The organism is Deltaproteobacteria bacterium (assembly GCA_019308995.1).
Taxonomy (GTDB): domain Bacteria; phylum Desulfobacterota; class Desulfarculia; order Adiutricales; family JAFDHD01; genus JAFDHD01.
Genome location: JAFDHD010000031.1, coordinates 1 through 17858 on the forward strand (window position 1 = coordinate 1; position 17858 = coordinate 17858).

Consider the following 17858-nt stretch of genomic DNA (forward strand, 5'->3'; position numbering starts at 1 on the left):
AAATCTCAGGCCCGTGTAGTCACAAGAAAAAATATCGCTCGAAGAAAATAACATGATTAAGATCAGTAAGTTATTGCATTAAAACCCCTCAGCCGAAAAGGTGAACTTCCGTTGAAAGATTCACCAGAGTAAAGGTTAAGGAAGGGCTAAGGTCACTTTATCCAGGGCAGGCTACCCGGACAGAGGCTGAGTTCCTGGGAGTTAAAGAGGGTGATCTGGTCCTGGTTGGGGAGGCGGTTTTTGTTGATGAAACAGATCGCCCCATTTTATACGTGTCAACCAGGTACAAGGAAGATTTTCGGTATAACATCCGGGTCGTGCGCGCCTGAGCCTTGAATGACGGTATGCCCGTTTCAGGTATAACTACAAACATGATCTAAAGGGGGAAGCCATGAAGTACAAAATTTGGTGAATCGTTTCAGGTGTTTTGGCTGTGTTTTTTTTATTTAAATCACTAACTTCAGACCGGCTGGGCTTTGACCGTAATGCAGTTTTCCGGGCAGACGCGCACGCAGCCCATGCACTGGGTGCATAGGGCGGGTTCGGCCGCGATGACACGCATGGCCTCGGCCTTGGCGTTCTCCCAGCCCACGTTGACCATGGGGTGTTCCGGGGTGGGCACCATTTTCAGATCCGGGGCCAGCACGAAAACCTTAGGCGCGCAGACCTCCAGGCACTGGCGGCAGTCCTGAGGCTGGACACACTCATCGCCGACCGTGATGATGGGCGCCATCCTGTATGCCTCGGTGATTTCCAACTCCGGATATCCACAGTCAGCTTCGCGTATGCGTTCGATGTTCTCTTTCATTTACCGCTGGCCTCCTGTTCGATCACGGCCCTGAGATTCGCCGGTTCCCGAGCTTCCAGCTGTGTGACCCGCTGTCGCGGCACCATTTCCAGGGCTCCGGTCGGGCAGACGCTACGGCATATTCCGCAACCCATACACAGGGAAGGCATTGTTGTGATTTTACCCATTTTTTTGTCCAGATTCAATACGCCGAACTGGCACTGGGCCTCGCAGTCGCCACACCCCACACATTTGTCGTTGTTGACGGAGATGACGTAATAACCCTCGATCGCGGAATTTTTAACCCCGTAAATAAACCGCTGCCGAAAGGAGTGACAATAAGGCATTTCGCAGTTGCAGAGGGTGATGACGTGTGGGAAATGGATGGTGAACACGCAGTGGACCAGTCCGAGTCTGCGCTCGAAATCCAGTAGCATCTCCTTCATTTTGGCCATATCCCCGGGGTCATACGGCTCGCGAAGCTCATTTTCTCCGGCTTTTGGAATGCGTTCGTCGTGACGGCCCGGAGATGGCGCATCCTCGGGCTTGGGCGCATGGAGCATAAGCATGCAAACCGGTTCCGAGATATCGCCCCCCCGGGTTCTTTTGCAGATACAAGTATCGTTCAGGCCAATAAAATTGCTTCCCTCGGGATTGGCCTCCTTGGCGATCCGCAGTAACTCCAGAGCTTCCTCCAGGGTGACCACCTGGCAGGTGCGCCCGCCTTCAACGACCTTTTTGACCCACGCGGCCCCGAATTTTCCCGGATTGATGGCGTTGATCCACTCGTACTGAGAAACATATTCAACATCTTTATCCAGCGACTTGACAAAGGATTCGTAATCATAGGCGTGAGGGCTGAAGAACCAACCTGGCTGATCCTTGCCAAACACGGTGGCCATTTTGTGTTCGAAACACTCCTGACACATTACGCTTTCTCCCTCCTGTTGCCTCGATGAGACTGGTCTTACCTGGAATTAGATTTCACGTCGAGATGAAGAAACATCTGTTTTCCTGAATTATGCGGCAACGGCCGCGTTTCATTTATAATCAGCCTTTCGCAACCGCCATGTAACTCGTTGGACCTTATAGTGGTATTGAAAAGCGCTTTGCCTACTATATAATGACGATTCCTCGTCAAACATGCTGAACAAAACCCTAACCGTCGATTTTCGAGCATAGTAATCCATTAAATCATACTCGTCAACAGTGTTTTTGAGTTTTCATTACAGATAATTCAACCGATTTTAATCACCGTGATAAACCGATTCTGTGGTGGATATACTATGATACCGAGAGTCTGGATTTCGGGTTTTCACGAAAAAATATTAAGGCGCTTTTAACATTATCACACAACATCTTGGGGTAGAAATGAAAGAGCTGGAATGCAACAATACGTGCATCCTGAGCAACTATAGCTCTGTCTCCACCTGCGTCTAGATATCGTTGATTAGAAAATTATTGGAATTTCAAAAGATTAAAGCTGATAATATATTCGTGACCCCGAAGTATTAAAAATTTCAGTTCATAATAGACGCTCTTTGGAATTGTCCAAAGATAATGTTTCATAGTAAAATCTTTTTCACTTTAAAATCATAATACCAATCTGGCTTATGGTCAGGCCGGTTGCTCATGTCGGTCCTTTATATTCTGCTGGATCATCTTTCTTAGCTTTGTTGTTTCTAATTGTCAAAAGCCCTTTTTAAATTTTCATAGGCCTCAGCCATGACTTGGTCATGGTTTTTTATCATCAATCCTTTGACAAATTTCAATTTGGCTAAAAGGTTGAGAAAAAACGAGGAGGTGCCCACATCCCAGTAGTAGATCACTTTCGTTTTTTCACCCAATGATTCCAGTTCCCAGCGACCTGTGCCTATCAGATCACCCTCGGACGAAACAACCAGCAGCCTGGGCTTTATTAACTCTTTTACTTCGAGGGTGAACTTCAAACTGTAAGGCAGACGGCCTTTGACCTCATAATCCGTCTTTGAACCGATTTCCAACCTGGATGCTTCGTTCTCTGTCTGGATTTTTTTAAAAGACGGAGACAACTTGGACGTGGCTTCCTCTTCGATGAGTACCTCCCAAACCTTTTCAATAGGAGCATCGAATTCCCACCGGGTAATAAAATTGTACATTTCCATATTCATCATTCTTTTTAAAAAAAGTACCGGCGTAAGTGTATCTGATCTCAGTCAGATTTTCAAATAATCATGTAAGCTAAGTACTCAAAGCCAATAAACAAGTTCATAACCTGATCATGGTATCAAACCAGAATTCGGACAGCTCAAGTTCAAGGAATCTCAAATCAGTTATCAAATACAGTTGATAGGATATTTTTTTAAACTTCAAATAGTAAATTCCGGGTACTATTTTACCCAAACCGAGGAGATCCCCTGTTCTGTCAATTTGTTCTCAGTTGCTTTCGCTTTTGCGGAAGATCAACAAAGTTCCCCGCACGCTTCTCGGTGTTAGCGGTTATGGCCTCTAACATTTCCTCGGGCTGCAGCATACTCGCGTTCCAGATGCTGATGTAATCCAGGCCATCACTTGTGGAGTGGTCCCGTGCGTAGTTGATCATGCGTTTGCACCCATACACCGCCAGTGGCACTTTACCCGCGATCTCCCTGGCGATCTTCATCACTTCATCGAGCATTGTTTGCTGGTCGGAAAACACGCGATTCACAAGCCCCACCTCCCTGGCTTCCTGGGCTGGCATTCGCCGGCCAGTGTAGGCCAACTCGCGGACGATACCTTCCGGGATCAGTTTTACCAGCCGGGGAAAAGTGCCGACATCCGCCGTCATGCCAATGTTAATTTCGTAAATCGTCAAGAACGCGTCTTCGCTGGCGTAGCGCAGGTCGCAGGCGGTAACTAAATCGACGCCGCCGCCTATGCAACCGCCCTGGATCGCAGCAATGACAGGAATTCGACATTCTTCCAGACAACTGAAGGTACGTTGCATAAGCTGCACGTTGTTGTAGAAGTCAGCACCGCGGCCTAGCCTGGCAAGACGTTTTGCTTCCTCATCCTGTGGCGCACTACCGCCAGTGATAAATTCACCCACATCCAACCCTGATGAAAAATGCGGTCCTGTGGAAGAAATTACGATAACTCTGGCCTTGGTATTATTATCGATATCTTCAATAATCTCAGGCAATTCATCCCAAAACGCTCGATTCATACTATTACGTTTTTCCGGCCGATTTAGCACTATGTGTGCAATTCGGTCCTCGATGCTGACTAAGAAACACTGATAGCTCATTTTACATCTCCTTGATAGTATTTTAAGAAAGGGGCCTAATTATACCATTTTGTTATATTTTCCAATAATTGAAGGATTTTTACCGGCGGGTCCGCTTCACGATACCCGAAAGCAACCATATATGATACGCCGAATTTTCCTGTGTCAATATCAAAATCACTGGCTAATAGTTCGTCAACTTTTTCAGTCTCAAAACCCTCCATGAGGCAGGAATCAATCCCAATCATCGCGGCGGCAGTCATCATGTTGGCCAGAGGTATATAGGTCTGTTTGCACGCCCAGTCAAATATGGTTCTCTCGCTATCTAACAACTTAAAAGCATTTTCTAGAAATTTTTTATAAACCGTTCTTTTCGCCTTTCATATAGAATTCACGGAGGATTTGCAGCAGGTTGTAAGCTAGTATTCCCATCTTCAATCGAGCCTGGTTTGCCTCGAACCTGTGACAGCTTGTTTTATCCCAGCGAAGAGTGTTCTTGCCTTCCTTAATCCGATTCTCTACATTGGCCCGGCCATTGTAAATATTCACCACTTCTTTAACCGGAAGGATCGAATTGGTTACGATAAAGCCCACCGTGGGGGGAAAATAGCCTTTATTTGGGTGAAATACTAGAGGTTTTAAACTGTTTTGCCGCATAATCCAGGACAAATGTTTCTAACCGGTATTCCCCGGGCTCAGGTAAAGGCCTTATCACGATTTCTTATTGAATGATTTCCTCCACTACCAAATCTTCAATTTCATGGTCAGTCATGCCGAGAATCTCTTTTAAGGCATACTCGTTGTGTTCACCGATTAAAGGAGCCCGCCGTATTTGACAGGGTGTTTTCGATAGCACACATGGCTGCCTTGGAGGTCTATACTTCCCTATTTCCGGGTGGTCTTGCTCCTGGTAGAAGTCGCGGTACTTCAACTGAGGGTCGTTTTCCATCTGGTCTTCAACGGTTCCTATCCTACCAGCGCCTACCCCGGCCGCTTGCAGCTGCATCATCACATCTTCGTCTGATTGGTTGATTGTCCACTCTTGCACCAGCCTATCGAGTTCCTCTTCATTTTCTTTCCTCTTTTGAAGAGTGGCGAACTTAGGGTCCTTTGTCCATGCCGGATTGCCGATAACTTTGCAGAAGCTCTGCCACTCCTCTTCAGTGAACACAGCTAGAGCGCACCACCTGTCATCCCCCTGGCAGCGGTAGAAACCATGAGGCGCCGCATAGTCATCACGGTTCCCCTCTCTGGTGGCGACCCGCTTATTCACGACATAGTCAAGAAGAAGCGGCGCCATATACTGTACGCCTCCCTGATGTTGCGCGATGTCTAAGTATTGCCCTTTTCCAGTGCGCCTTCGATAATCCAGTGCGGCGAGAATTGTGAGGGCGTTAAAGCGAGGGGCAATAAAGTCTGTGTAGAATCCAATCTCTCCCGGTCTCCGGTCAGGCCAGCCGGAAATCTCGTGTAAACCAGATATGGCTGATAACTGATCTCCATAGCCCGGACTGTTGTGCCAGGGACCTGTTTGGCCCATCAAAGCTGAACTCATCATGATAATATCGGGCTTTATCTTTTTGAGCGCCTCGTAGTCCAGGCCCATCCTTTTCATTGCCCCCCCGGCAAAGTTGTCAGTTACAATATCGGCCCAGGCGACAAATCTCTTGGCCAGCTCTTTGCCTTTGGGAAGGGTAAGGTCAATGGTAATGCTGAGTTTCCCGGTGTTAATTGAATTAAAAATTGCACCGCGGTCAGGTCCCGGGACGTCATCTTTGAAAGGAGGTTGTATCCGCCAGACATCAAGCCTCTTATTACTCTCTATTCTAAGCACCGTGGCGCCAAAATCAGCAAGCACCTTGGTTGTTGTCGGGCCAGTCCAGACCCAGGTAAAATCGGCGACCTTTATTCCCTCAAGTGGTAGTTTCCCCATCTTATTGCCTCCTAATTGTTGTTGAAGCTAGGTTAAATAACCCCGGCCTGCCTCAATTTTTCAAGTGATTCCTTAGAGATACCCAATTCCTTCTCAAATATCTCCTGGTTGTGCTCACCGATAAGCGGCGCACGACGTGCTATTACCGGAGGTGTCTCCGAGTTATTGGCCCACTTGCCCGGATATTTAATAGTGGTCCCTAATTCCGGGTGCTCTACCTCTGTCCAGAACCCTCTGGCGGCAAGCTGGGGGCTCTCTGACAGGTCAAGGGCGGAACTAATCGGGTAGAGCATGATACGGTACTTAATCGCCCCTGCCATTAACTCTACCTTGGTATGTGTCATAAAAAAATTAATAGTCTGCTCTTCCATGCGGTCAATTATCTCTTGAGTCGTTTTATAGTGACTGAAGTTGTCCCAATCAAAATTCTTCAACCAGTCGTCAGCCATGCCTTCTTCGGCTATCCAATTAACGAGCGGGATGCTGTGTCGCTTTGCCATGGGACCGCCCGTGTAGCGCCACATGACATAGCCATCCTTACAGGGCCAGATATGTGTTACACGAACAGGGATGAGAGACTGACCTCGCTTCGGCACTCTTCTGTTTAGGTCCCAGTCACCGGTGGGGTGCCAATTCACGCATTCCTGGATTGAAACATCAACATGTTGCCCTTCTCCGCTGGTTCCGCGGTGAAAGAGTGCTACCAGTGCTCCCACTACCGCTTCTGTCCCGGCATGAAAGTATGTCTGGGAATGATGGCTTACACGGAAAGGAGGACGGTCAGGACTGTCAAACGAGCGTATGAAGGGGCCTGCTCCCAACGCCCACATTACCATGTCCGGACCCTTGAAATCTTTATACGGACCTGTCTGTCCAAAAGGGGCAATGGAAACCATGATTAGACCGGGGTTGAGCTTCTCTAAGTCTGAGTAGCCCAAACCAAGCTTGTCCATATATCCCGGTGGGAATGACTCTATGACGAAATCAGCCGTCTTCACTAGCTCCTTAAAAATATTCAATCCTTCCGTCTTCTCAATATCAAGGGTTATTCCCCTCTTACTGGTATTCACGGCGAACCAGTAAAGGCTTTTCTCTGGATCAACTTCATCATGATAGAAAGGACCGATATTCCGAGCAGAATCACCCCCCGGTCTCTCAATCTTGATAACATCAGCACCCATATCACCCATTAACTTGCCACATAAAAGCGCCTTTTCATCGGTCAGGTCAAGGACACGATATGGACTGAGCATACCATCTGCGTTCTCTGTCATAGTGCCTCCCTTGAAAAGTTATTGGTAACCATACCTATGATTTATTCTCAAGACCAGAAATTACCACTTTCGCGGACGATATACAATTACATTATTTAGAACGATCAATTTCAATAAAGGCTAAAAAACAAGCTGTCAAATCAGATCAAAGCGTCTAGCAAAGTATTGTCAGATAATAATTTCGTCACTATAATTTAAACAACCCCTCATAAGGTCCAATTAAATAAAAGCCTGCAAGGCGGCTTTGACTGGCGGATTCGTTTGCCTCAATACTAAAGGTAAGCCTGGCCGAAAGCAGTGGCGGGTTTTGCGTTTCAAAGGCTAAAAGCGTCTTCATCAATCTTTATCTAAAATAATGCGGGCATCTAAAGCGATGCAGCCTTCTCTTTCGTGGAAAACGCGCAGAGGGTTAATATCAATCTCCTGAACTTCAGGAAGTTCGCACAGAAGCTGGGAAAGGCGGAGAAGGACCTCTGCGGCTGATTCAATATCCGACGGCTTTGTGCCGCGTGCCCCTTTAAAGATGGCTGAACCGCGCAGTTCAAGGATCATATCCATGGCATCCCGCCTGGAGATCGGGGCCACACGCACAGATATTTCACCAAAGATCTCCACAAAGACACCTCCCAGGCCAACCAGGACTGTCGGCCCGAATTGTTCATCCTGACGTCCCCCCATGATCAGCTCCCGCCCCCCGGTGATCATGGGCTGAATAAGCGCTCCTTGGATCTCTCTGTCGGGATATGCTTGATTAATTTTCTCGGTCATATCCTGGTAGGCGTCGGCCACGCCGTTTTCGCTGCGCAGATTCAGCTGCACCCCTCCGACGTCGGATTTGTGTGAGATCTGCCTGGAAATAATTTTCATGGCTACCGGGAAACCCAGTTCTCTCGCGGCCTTTATGGCTTCATCTTTATTCATGACCGGAATTCCGCGCACCATGGGAATCCCGTAAAGCCTGAGAAGTTCATCCGCTTCATGGAGGAGCAGATCGCGCTTTTCCCGCATGGCCTTTTCCAGGACCTGCCCGGCGACCTCCTTTTCCACTGCAAAGGAAGGGATCTCCTCGGGTTGTTGGAAGCGCTGTTTTTCCGCATAGAACCGCCGATTCAGCTCCAGGGCCCGGATCGTTTCGACCACCTGGGTGAAGACGGGATAATTGATGTTTCTTTTTAAGTAGCTTACTTCCTCGTCCTCGGTAGATATGTACAGGGCCACGGGTTTATCGTATTTTTTGGATAGTTCGATTATGCGCTGGAAGAGGTCGCGGGTTGCCTGTCTTTCGATGATTTCAATAGAAGTATGCAAAAAAATCATGCCATCAACCTCATGGTGGGCCAGGGTGCGCTCCACGATACTGCCATATAGCTCCAGGTCGAAAAGGTCTCCGAGGTCAAGGGGATTGGTCAGTTTAATGACTGAGGCCCGGAAGTGCTTCTCGATCTCTTCGAGGAAGTCCTTGGGAAATTCCGCTAGGGTTAGCTTGGACATTTCACAGGCGTCGGCGGCAATGACTGCATGTCCGCCTGAGCGGGAGATGATGGCCAGGCGCTTGCCGCGCATGGGTGGCAGGTGCAGGATTTTAAGGTCGTTGCCCAGGGTGGTGGCGTCGTTGACCCGCACCATGCCGCACTGCCGGAAGGCGGCTTCAACGACCCGGTCGTTACTGGACAGGGAGGCGGTATGGGAAGCGGCGATGTTCTGGCCGTATTGTCCGATGTTCGCCTTGCAAGCTATAATAGGCTTGGGAGATTCCTTGGCTATCTCCATGAGCTTACGCCCGTCCCGAATACCCTCCAGGTAAAGAAGAATGTATTTCGTGCCAGGGTCCTCGATAAAATAAGAAAGAAATTCTTCGGTCTCGATGTTCAGCATATTTCCCACAGATACGAACTTATTCAAGCTCAGGCCTTCATTGGCCATGAGATTGAGTATTGACATGCCCACCCCGCCGCTCTGGGAGATCATGGAGATATCTCCCAGCCGGATCGTTCGGTTCATGGGGGTAAACGGACTGCAAAGGCCGTTTTCCATATTAACCACCCCGATGCAGTTTGGCCCCACAAATCGCAGGCCCCATTTTTCCGCCACCCGGATGATTTCATTCTCGATTTTTTGCCCCTCTTCTCCATATTCGCGAAACCCTGCGGATTCCACGACCGCCCAGCGGATGCCTTTCTGGCCGCATTCATCAAGAATGTCCGGAACCGTGCGGGCCGGGGTCAGGATGACGGCCAGGTCTATATGGTCGGGAATATCTAAGACCGACTGGTAAATTCGTCGGCTGGAAAAGACCCCTCCTTTAGGCCCCACCTGGTAAATTATCCCCTGGTAGTTAAACGTAATGAGGTTAAAAATAATCCCCCGGCCGATGTTTGTGGGGGAGTTGGATACGCCAATCACGGCCACGCTGTTAGGGTAGAAAAGCTCGCGCATTGCCTTTTCCTCCGGATCATTTTGGCAGAAATCCTAAATATCTAATGGTTACATACAGTAACCAAAAACTCAACATCATTTTGGAAACTAACATGCCTTTATATTTGTATTGACCATCTTCTGGCTTCCGATTATGATTGAGTTCGGTATCCATGCTCAGGAGGAGATCGGGAAGGTGCGGCTTCGTAAAGCCCGGGTCAAAGATGTCCCATTGATTTATGAGATGCTGGCAGATTTGGGCCAACAGGGCCTGCTTCTACCTCGCTCTTTAAGTGAACTTTATGATTTCATTCGGGATTTTTATGTGGCCTACCCGAATGGGGAATCTGGGGCCCTAGCCGGGACATGCGCTCTGCATGTCTGTTGGGCTGATTTGGGAGAGATTCGTTCTCTGGCTGTCAATTCATGGTTTCAGGGACAGAACCTCGGCCGCGAGCTTATTGAGGCCTGTATTGAAGAAGCCCGGGAGCTCGGCCTGAAACGCCTTTTTGCCTTGACCTACATTCCTGAATATTTCATGAAGTTCGGTTTTGAGCTTATTGAGAAATCCGAGCTTCCGCAAAAGATCTGGGCCGACTGCTTTAAATGTGTCAAGTTTCCTGAGTGCGACGAGGTGGCGTTGGCGAGAAACATTTAAAACCCTTTTTTCATCTTCAAGCTGGACTAAAATTAATCTCGTGGCCGATGTTTTATTGATCACAAGGGCTGGTTAGCCTCCGGGTATTCGCCCATCTAGAATTCATCATTTTTCTTGCATTTGAACAGCTCCATGACGCCTGCGATAAGAATCAGAATCTCCCATAATATATCCCCTGTGTGATAAAAACTTTCAGGCTGTTCAGAGACCTAACGAACTAGAATTTCAAAAAATACTTGACACAAATACCGGCCCATGTTAGAGATGATCCAAGGCCCACATCAGACAAATCTGCTGCCTGGACGAGTAGCCATGGTAACTAATCAACCCCTTTCTTAAGAGGCATTCGGTTTGTTCAGGAAGAAATTCATCGTACTGATTTTCCCTCAAGGAACAAACAGGATCAAAAGGCTTACTGTTCCCAAATTTTTTCCAATTCTGGGGCTCATTTTTATTATCGGTTTTTTTCTTTTTTCTGTGCTCATTAATTTTCAATACCATAGTCTCAGGGGTGAATTGGCGGAGCTGGATCGTTTGCGTCAAATAACGGTCAAGCAGAACGTGCAGATTTACGCCTTTGCACACAAGGTTCAGCGCTTGCAGCAGGAAATGTTTAAGCTCGTTCAGAACAGCAAAAAGCTCCAGGCTATGACCGCAGACAACCGGGATCTCAAGCGGGCCGCCACACCGGCCCTGGGAGGTTCGGACAGTGCCTTGGCCAGCCCAAGAGGCAGCCTGAAGGCCAGCCCGGAGTCACTCATTCGCCAGCTGCACCTTGATTTAGATGGATTATTGGCCCAGACCAGCTTTTTAGAGCAGAATCAACAGAAATTAGACAAGCAGTTTGAAGACGTCAGGTCCCTCCTGGTTTCCACCCCGACTCTCACGCCTGCTCAGGGCTGGATTTCCTCCGGGTTTGGCTACCGTCTCCATCCCCTGACTCAGAAGAGGGAGTTTCATCGCGGTCTAGACATCAGCGCACCGCGAGGAACTCCGATAGTCTCTCCGGCCAATGGAATCGTCGTTTCAAAGACCAGGCTGCCTGGTTACGGGTTGATGCTTGTGATTAATCACGGTTATGGTATAATTACACGTTACGGTCACCTCCATAAGGCCCATGTAAAGCCGGGACAGAAGGTCAAAAGGGGAGAAAAAATAGCTACGGTGGGGGCCAGCGGCCGCACGACCGGCCCGCACCTCCACTACGAGGTTGTCCGTAATGGGATCCCGGTCAACCCGATCCGCTACCTGGCTTACAGATGATAGCCAATTTATAATCAGTTGCTTTTGGAGTATCAGGCTAAACTTCTCCCCGATAAGCGCTTTATCGGGTTTTTTATTTTAAAAGAAGTAACTTTACACCATGTTAGGTCAAGTAATAAAAAAAATCGTTGGCAGCAAAAACGAACGTGATATTCGGCGCTTGTCTCCCATCGTGGACCAGGTCGGGGCTCTCGAGCCGGAGATAAAACGTCTCTCCGACGACCAGCTCAAGGCCAAGACAGGCCAATTCAAGGAGCAGCTTGAAAGGGGCGCTTCCCTGGATGATTTACTCGTTGAGTCCTTTGCCGTCGTCAGGGAGGCCTCCGCGCGAACCTTGGGCGAGCGTCATTTTGATGTCCAGGTCATGGGCGGGGTTGTTCTTCACGAGGGTAAAATCGCGGAGATGAAGACAGGCGAAGGCAAAACCCTGGCCGCAACCATGCCTGTCTATCTTAATGCCTTGACCGGAAAAGGAGTGCACATTGTAACGGTCAATGATTACCTGGCCCGTCGTGACGCGGAATGGATGGGCGCTATCTATAAGTTCCTCGGACTTACGGTCGGGGTAATCTTGCACGGCCTGGATGACGAGGAGAGGCGGGCTTCCTATAACGCGGACGTGACATACGGGACCAATAATGAGTTCGGCTTCGACTACCTGCGGGACAACATGAAGTTCCGCCTAGAAGATTACTCTCAGCGAGAATTTTATTACTGCATCGTGGATGAGGTTGACTCCATTCTCATTGATGAGGCCCGGACCCCGCTTATCATCTCCGGTCCGGCCGAAAAATCCAACGAGCTGTATTATCAGATCAACCGGGTCCTCCCGAAACTGAAGGCCGGTGAAGACTACACTATTGATGAGAAGGCCCGGACGGCCGTCCTTACAGAGGGAGGGATTACCCACGCTGAAGGAATTCTCAAGCTCGACAACCTCTATGACCCCAAGTACCTCGAGGTCCTGCATCACCTCAACCAGGCCCTGAAAGCCCACACACTTTTCAAGAAAGACGTGGACTATATTGTTAAGTCAGGTGAGGTCATCATCGTTGACGAGTTTACCGGCCGGTTAATGCCTGGCCGTCGTTACTCCGATGGGCTGCATCAGGCCCTGGAAGCCAAGGAGGGGGTCAAGATTGAGAGAGAGAACCAGACCCTGGCCTCGATTACCTTCCAGAATTACTTCCGCATGTATGAAAAACTCTCCGGCATGACGGGGACCGCCGACACCGAGGCCGCGGAGTTCAACAAAATATACAAACTCGATGTGGTCGTCATCCCGACCAATGAGAAGATGATCCGCTCTGACTACCCGGATGTCATTTACCGCACCGAACAGGACAAGTTCAACGCAGCGGTCAGAGAGATCGAAGAACTCCACGATAAGGGGCGACCCGTCCTGGTAGGGACCATTTCGATCGAGAAGTCGGAAATCTTGAGCAAGATGCTCAAGAAAAAAGGCGTCACTCATAATGTGCTCAATGCCAAACATCATGAGAAAGAGGCCGAGATCGTGGCCCAGGCGGGCCAGCCGGGCCAGGTGACCATCTCGACCAATATGGCCGGCCGCGGTACGGATATCGTGCTGGGAGAAGGAGTGGCCGAGTTAGGCGGCCTGCATATCCTGGGCACGGAACGTCATGAGTCCAGGCGGATAGATAATCAGCTTCGCGGACGCTCAGGCCGGCAGGGAGACATGGGGTCCTCCCGGTTTTATCTCTCCCTGGAAGATGACCTGCTCAGGATATTCGGTTCGGATCACATCCAGGGCATCATGGGCCGACTGGGTATGGATGACGGGCAGCCAATTGAAAATAAACTCGTCACCAAGGCGATCGAAAATGCGCAAAGAAAAGTCGAAGGCCACCATTTTGATATCCGGAAGCATCTTCTTGAATATGACGATGTCATGAACCAGCAGCGGGATGTCATCTATCGGCAGCGCAAAAATATCCTGGCCGGGGAAAACCTTAAGGATGAAATCTTTGGCATGGTTGAAGACCTGGTTGACGGCCTGATTGAAAGCTATACCAATGAGAAGGCCTATGCCGAGGAATGGAACCTCAAGGCGATCCAGGAAAGCGTGTTCGAACTCTTCGGCCTGCGCCTTGATCTTGGCCCTGTCGAAGACCTGACCCAGAACAGGATCAGGGAGATAATCCTGGAGAAGGCGCATACCGCTTACCAGCACAAGGAAGAGGAATTTGAGGCTCCACTCATGAGGGAGCTGGAACACTATATCCTGCTCCAGAGTGTTGACAATCAGTGGAAGGATCACCTCTTGAGCATGGATCATCTCAAGGAAGGCATCGGCCTGAGAGGTTATGGCCAGCGAGACCCCTTGAGAGAGTATCAAAAGGAAGGCTATGAGATGTTCATGGAAATGGTCGAACGGATCAAGGCCGAGTCCATTTCCTTTCTGTTTCATATCCGTCCCAGCCGGGAAGAGGACCTGGCGATGCAGAGCCCGCGAGAGCAGGAGATGTTCCTCTCCCATGGCGAGCCTGAAAAGCCAGCCACCGTAAAACGCGAGGGGAGAAAAATCGGCCGGAACGAACCCTGTCCCTGTGGCAGCGGCAAGAAATACAAGAAATGCTGCGGCCGGAACGTTTAAGAAGATCTATATTTAGTGACTAGAATCAGCTCTGAGCCTGTTTTGCGCCTGAAAAAGGCGCTTATTATTTTCTTGGGGTGATAATATTATGAATGTTGACGGTTTTAAGGCAGCGGCTCTAGCGGCAGGATTACGTAAAGAGGACCACCTGGATCTGGGCCTCATAGCGGCCGACGAGCCGGTTGCGGTTGCCGGTGTTTTTACGCGCAACACGGTTCAGGCCGCGCCGGTGCTGTGGTCCCGGGCGCGAGTGGCCAAGGGCCGCGCCCAGGCTATCCTGGTCAATAGCGGCCAGGCCAACGCCTGTACCGGCCCGGAAGGCATGGAAGCCGCGTCTCAAACCGCGCGCGCCGTGGCTCAGGAGCTGGGCTGCGGCGAAGATGAAGTCCTGCTGGCTTCGACCGGCGTGATCGGTGAGCCGCTGAATCAGGAAGCCATGATTAGGGCTCTTCCGAATCTGAAGGCCGGCTTGGGAAAGGATCAGCTGCCCGAGGTGGCCCGGGCCATGATGACGACCGACACCAGGCCCAAGATCGTAAAATCCGAAGGGAAGATTGACGGGCGTCCCTTCAAGATTGTCGGGCTGGCCAAAGGCGCTGGTATGATCGCCCCGAATATGGCCACCCTGTTATCCTTTATCCTTACAGATGCGGTCATCCAGGCAAAACCGCTTCAAGACGTCCTGGGTCCGGCCGTGGAAGCCACATTCAACCGGATTACCGTTGATGGCGATACGTCAACCAACGATACGGTCCTGATCCTGGCCAGTGGCCGGGCGGGTTTTAAGCCATTGACTCCGGAAGAACCTGCCAACTGGAAGGTCTTCGAGCAGGCCTTGAGACACGTCCTGGCCGATCTGGCTCGCCTGCTGATAACTGACGCCGAAGGCGCAACCAGGCTTGTTCATGTCATTGTGAGCGGGGCCGCGGATGACACCCAGGCCCGGGAAGCCGCCATGACGGTGGCCAACTCGCCTCTGGTCAAAACCGCTCTCTTCGGCCAGGACGCCAACTGGGGCCGGATCATGGCCGCCCTGGGCCGCAGCCGCGCTGCATTCGATCCTGAGCAGGTGTCCATCCTCTTTGATCAGGCTCTCCTGGTCCGTCAGGGACGGTTAGCCGGTGATGAGGCCAAAGCCGCGCAGGTGATGCGCCAGGACGAGTTTTCCATATCCATAGACCTGGGCGCCGGTTCGGGTCAGGCCGAGGTTCTCACCTGTGACATGTCTTATGACTACGTTCGTCTCAATGCGGACTACCGAAGCTAATTCCCTTCATTGATTCACAAAACAGGGCTGATTTTTCTATATGGAAGACAGCCCTTTTTTATTTTGCTCAAATTTCTAACAAAGAGTTCACGAACCAATTTGAACATATGTTCAAAAAAAGACTTGACAAAATAGATTTTTATGTATATGTTATGAACAGATGTTCATAAAGGAAGCCTAGATGCCGCGACCGAGAAAATGGAGAAGAGTTCAATCCCAGCCTGAGGTGACCTACTTCAAGCCGCAGGGCATCTCGGTGCGGGGGCTGAGCGAGGTCACCCTGCCGGTCGAGGGTCTGGAGGCCCTGCGCCTCGCTGATCTGGACAGACTGGACCATGAAGTGGCCGCGGCCGAAATGGGTATTTCCCGGCCGACTTTCAGCCGCGTTCTGTCGGCCGCCAGGAGCACCGTGGCTGAGGCCCTGGTCAGGGGCCTGGCCATACGGATCGAGGGGGGAGATTTCTTCGTTCAGGGAGGTCCGGGGCGCGGTTTTGGTCCTTATGGCGGCCAGCGTCGTGGCCGAGGAGGCCGGGGCGGACCGCCGTTGCGTTGAGGCCGTTTAAGCTTAGTTTTTTTTCATGAGGAGGTGATCATATGAATAGAGGAAACAGAAACGGAGCGCGAAGCTTAAAGCTTATGACTGTTGGTGGAGGTTCCTTCAAGAACCGGGGCCAGGGCCGCTTTTTCAGGTCAAGCCCTTCAGGGGCCGGTCAGGGGGCTGGACGAAAATCCGTTTCAGGTCGTGAAGGACGTTTATCAATGATAATACGAGGCCAAAACAGGTAATGGCCTCAAAAGAAAGGGGGATTTAATATGCCAGGATATGATCGAACCGGTCCGATGGGACAGGGCCCCATGACTGGGGGAGGCTTTGGGTTTTGCAGCGGAGCAAGGCCGGCTGGCAGCTGGGCCGCCGGTCGCGGCGCTGGCCGGGGCGCTCGCCCATGGGGCGGCGGCAGAGGCCGCGTCTTTGGCGGGGCCTGGCAGCCTCAGGGCTTTTACGATCCGGCTTATCGCGCCGGATACCCTGACACCGGCCCCGGAGCGCCGGCGGGTTCTGAAAGTGAATTCCTTAAGGCTCAGGCTGAAGACCTTAGAACACAGCTTAAGGATCTAGAGGCCCGTCTGGCTGAGATTGAGAAAGAATAAGTAAAAACAGAACCAGACCTGAAAACCGGCCGATTCGTCCCGGGCCGGTTTTCAGGATGTGAAGCAAAAAGGCGTTTACTCCCACCTCACCTTAATGGGTTTTCGATCCACGCTGCGGAGAAATTTAAGCCTTGGATAGCCCAGGACCAGCACGCTGAAGACCTTGTGGCCGGCCGGGAAGTTCAGCTCTTTCATGAGCGGCGGAAAGGCGTTGGCCGCGGCCTCGAAAAGGCCGATATAGCAGGTCTCCAAACCCATGGTCATGGCCAAAAGGACCACCGTCTGCGCTGCAATAACGCAGTTGTCTTTCGGGGTGCTCGTAAGCTGAGGCGAGTGGAAGATCATGACAGCCGGGGCCTTATGAAAGATGGGATCTATCCCTGCTTCCCTGGCCAGGATTAACCGATTCCTGCCTTCAAGGGTTTGCAAGGCAAATTCAAGATCTTCAGGCAAATTCTTTCCTTCGGCCTTCAGGTTTGCCGCTCTTTGTTCCACCTCGTCAATCATTTCCTTGAAAAAATCAACCGTCAGATCCGATAATTTTTGGATTCTCTCCGGCTCCCGGACAACCACGATTTCCACGGTCTGAACGTTGCTTCCGGTTGGGGCAAAACGACAGACATCAACCAGGGTCTTTAAATCTTTTTCAGAAATCTCTTTATCCTTGAAGCTCCTATGGCTTCTTCGCTTTTTAATAAACTGGATGAACCGGCTGGTATCAAACTGGACATCCTCATCAAACTCGATGAAGCCGTCCATATTCATTTTGTGGTGCGTGATGGCCATGGTGGGGCAAAGCGCCACGCAGTGGCCGCAGAAATTGCAATTGGTTTCATTAGCGTCCACAATGATTTCGCCGTCATTGTCGGTGAAACAGCGCATGCAGGCGGCCACGCATAGACCGCAGTCGGTACACTTATCCTCTTCTATCGAAACCCAGCTCATAATTATTCCCCCATAATATTATTGATCAGTTTCATTGGTAAAAAAAAATCTTAAAAAGAACAGATTAATCATGGTTGACTTCCTTTTTACTTTAGAGAGATTAAGCCCGCCTTTCCTTTTATGTCAAGGGAAAAACCGGACTATCGCTCAGTCAACCGCATTTCTCTATGCTTTGTAAGCATCCCGGTTTAAATACAAACGCAGGGCTGAGCGGGCCGTCCGAAGGCTCAAAAAGCGCGCTCCAAGGTAAGAAGCCGCAAAATCTGATCATCAAGCGCCAGATGAAGTTACTGTAATGCTGAAGCA

Annotated in this window: 16 protein-coding genes and 1 pseudogene; 7 read left to right on the top strand and 10 right to left on the bottom strand. The window is 50.4% G+C overall.

Annotated features, from left to right (window positions below; genetic code table 11):
- Positions 1-116: 116 nt before the first annotated feature.
- Positions 117-329, top strand: a pseudogene (locus JRI95_07335) (UTRA domain-containing protein).
- A gap of 131 nt (positions 330-460) precedes the next feature.
- Here JRI95_07335 and JRI95_07340 read toward each other — a convergent pair.
- From JRI95_07340 to JRI95_07380, 9 genes are all read right to left on the bottom strand, one after another.
- On the bottom strand, positions 461-808 hold the full coding sequence (locus JRI95_07340; GenBank protein MBW2061363.1) for a hypothetical protein: 348 nt from the start codon (positions 806-808) through the stop codon (positions 461-463).
- On the bottom strand, positions 805-1689 hold the full coding sequence (locus JRI95_07345) for a 4Fe-4S binding protein (protein MBW2061364.1): 885 nt from the start codon (positions 1687-1689) through the stop codon (positions 805-807). The genes JRI95_07340 and JRI95_07345 overlap by 4 nt, the downstream gene beginning before the upstream one ends.
- Positions 1690-2469: 780 nt before the next feature.
- On the bottom strand, positions 2470-2931 hold the full coding sequence (locus tag JRI95_07350) for an SRPBCC domain-containing protein (GenBank protein ID MBW2061365.1): 462 nt from the start codon (positions 2929-2931) through the stop codon (positions 2470-2472).
- 260 nt (positions 2932-3191) lie between these two features.
- On the bottom strand, positions 3192-4052 hold the full coding sequence (locus JRI95_07355) for a crotonase/enoyl-CoA hydratase family protein (GenBank protein MBW2061366.1): 861 nt from the start codon (positions 4050-4052) through the stop codon (positions 3192-3194).
- A gap of 35 nt (positions 4053-4087) precedes the next feature.
- Complete coding sequence (locus JRI95_07360) at positions 4088-4363, bottom strand: nitroreductase family protein (protein ID MBW2061367.1); 276 nt, start codon at positions 4361-4363, stop codon at positions 4088-4090.
- 25 nt (positions 4364-4388) lie between these two features.
- Positions 4389-4625 (bottom strand): transposase, encoded by a 237-nt coding sequence (locus JRI95_07365; protein MBW2061368.1) that lies wholly within the window; start codon positions 4623-4625, stop codon positions 4389-4391.
- Positions 4626-4752: 127 nt separating this feature from the next.
- Positions 4753-5964, bottom strand: a complete 1212-nt coding sequence (locus tag JRI95_07370) for a CoA transferase (GenBank protein MBW2061369.1) — start codon at positions 5962-5964, stop codon at positions 4753-4755.
- Between the two features lie 32 nt (positions 5965-5996).
- Positions 5997-7238 carry a CoA transferase gene (locus tag JRI95_07375; protein ID MBW2061370.1) on the bottom strand — a complete coding sequence of 414 codons (1242 nt, stop codon included), beginning with the start codon at positions 7236-7238 and terminating at the stop codon, positions 5997-5999.
- A 336-nt stretch (positions 7239-7574) separates the two neighbouring features.
- On the bottom strand, positions 7575-9674 hold the full coding sequence (locus JRI95_07380) for an acetate--CoA ligase family protein (GenBank protein MBW2061371.1): 2100 nt from the start codon (positions 9672-9674) through the stop codon (positions 7575-7577).
- Positions 9675-9807: 133 nt separating this feature from the next.
- Between JRI95_07380 and JRI95_07385 the strand changes: the two genes are divergently transcribed.
- The 6 genes from JRI95_07385 to JRI95_07410 all read left to right on the top strand — a co-directional run bounded on the left by JRI95_07385 (position 9808) and on the right by JRI95_07410 (position 16607).
- A complete protein-coding gene (locus JRI95_07385) occupies positions 9808-10311 on the top strand; it encodes an N-acetyltransferase (protein ID MBW2061372.1) in 504 nt (167 codons plus the stop codon).
- Positions 10312-10827: 516 nt separating this feature from the next.
- The gene (locus JRI95_07390; GenBank protein MBW2061373.1) at positions 10828-11574 is read left to right on the top strand and encodes a M23 family metallopeptidase; all 747 of its coding nucleotides are present in this window, start codon (positions 10828-10830) and stop codon (positions 11572-11574) included.
- Positions 11575-11674: 100 nt separating this feature from the next.
- Positions 11675-14191: a preprotein translocase subunit SecA gene (gene secA, locus JRI95_07395; protein MBW2061374.1), complete on the top strand. Its 2517-nt coding sequence runs from the start codon at positions 11675-11677 to the stop codon at positions 14189-14191.
- Between the two features lie 88 nt (positions 14192-14279).
- Entirely contained in the window at positions 14280-15458 is a 1179-nt protein-coding gene (gene argJ, locus JRI95_07400; protein MBW2061375.1) for a bifunctional glutamate N-acetyltransferase/amino-acid acetyltransferase ArgJ, read from the top strand.
- A gap of 181 nt (positions 15459-15639) precedes the next feature.
- Positions 15640-16011 (top strand): DUF134 domain-containing protein, encoded by a 372-nt coding sequence (locus JRI95_07405; protein ID MBW2061376.1) that lies wholly within the window; start codon positions 15640-15642, stop codon positions 16009-16011.
- 260 nt (positions 16012-16271) lie between these two features.
- The gene (locus JRI95_07410) at positions 16272-16607 is read left to right on the top strand and encodes a DUF5320 domain-containing protein (protein MBW2061377.1); all 336 of its coding nucleotides are present in this window, start codon (positions 16272-16274) and stop codon (positions 16605-16607) included.
- 75 nt (positions 16608-16682) lie between these two features.
- On the opposite strand, the gene JRI95_07415 is transcribed toward JRI95_07410, so the two are convergent.
- On the bottom strand, positions 16683-17552 hold the full coding sequence (locus tag JRI95_07415; GenBank protein MBW2061378.1) for a nitroreductase family protein: 870 nt from the start codon (positions 17550-17552) through the stop codon (positions 16683-16685).
- Between the last annotated feature and the right edge of the window lie 306 nt (positions 17553-17858).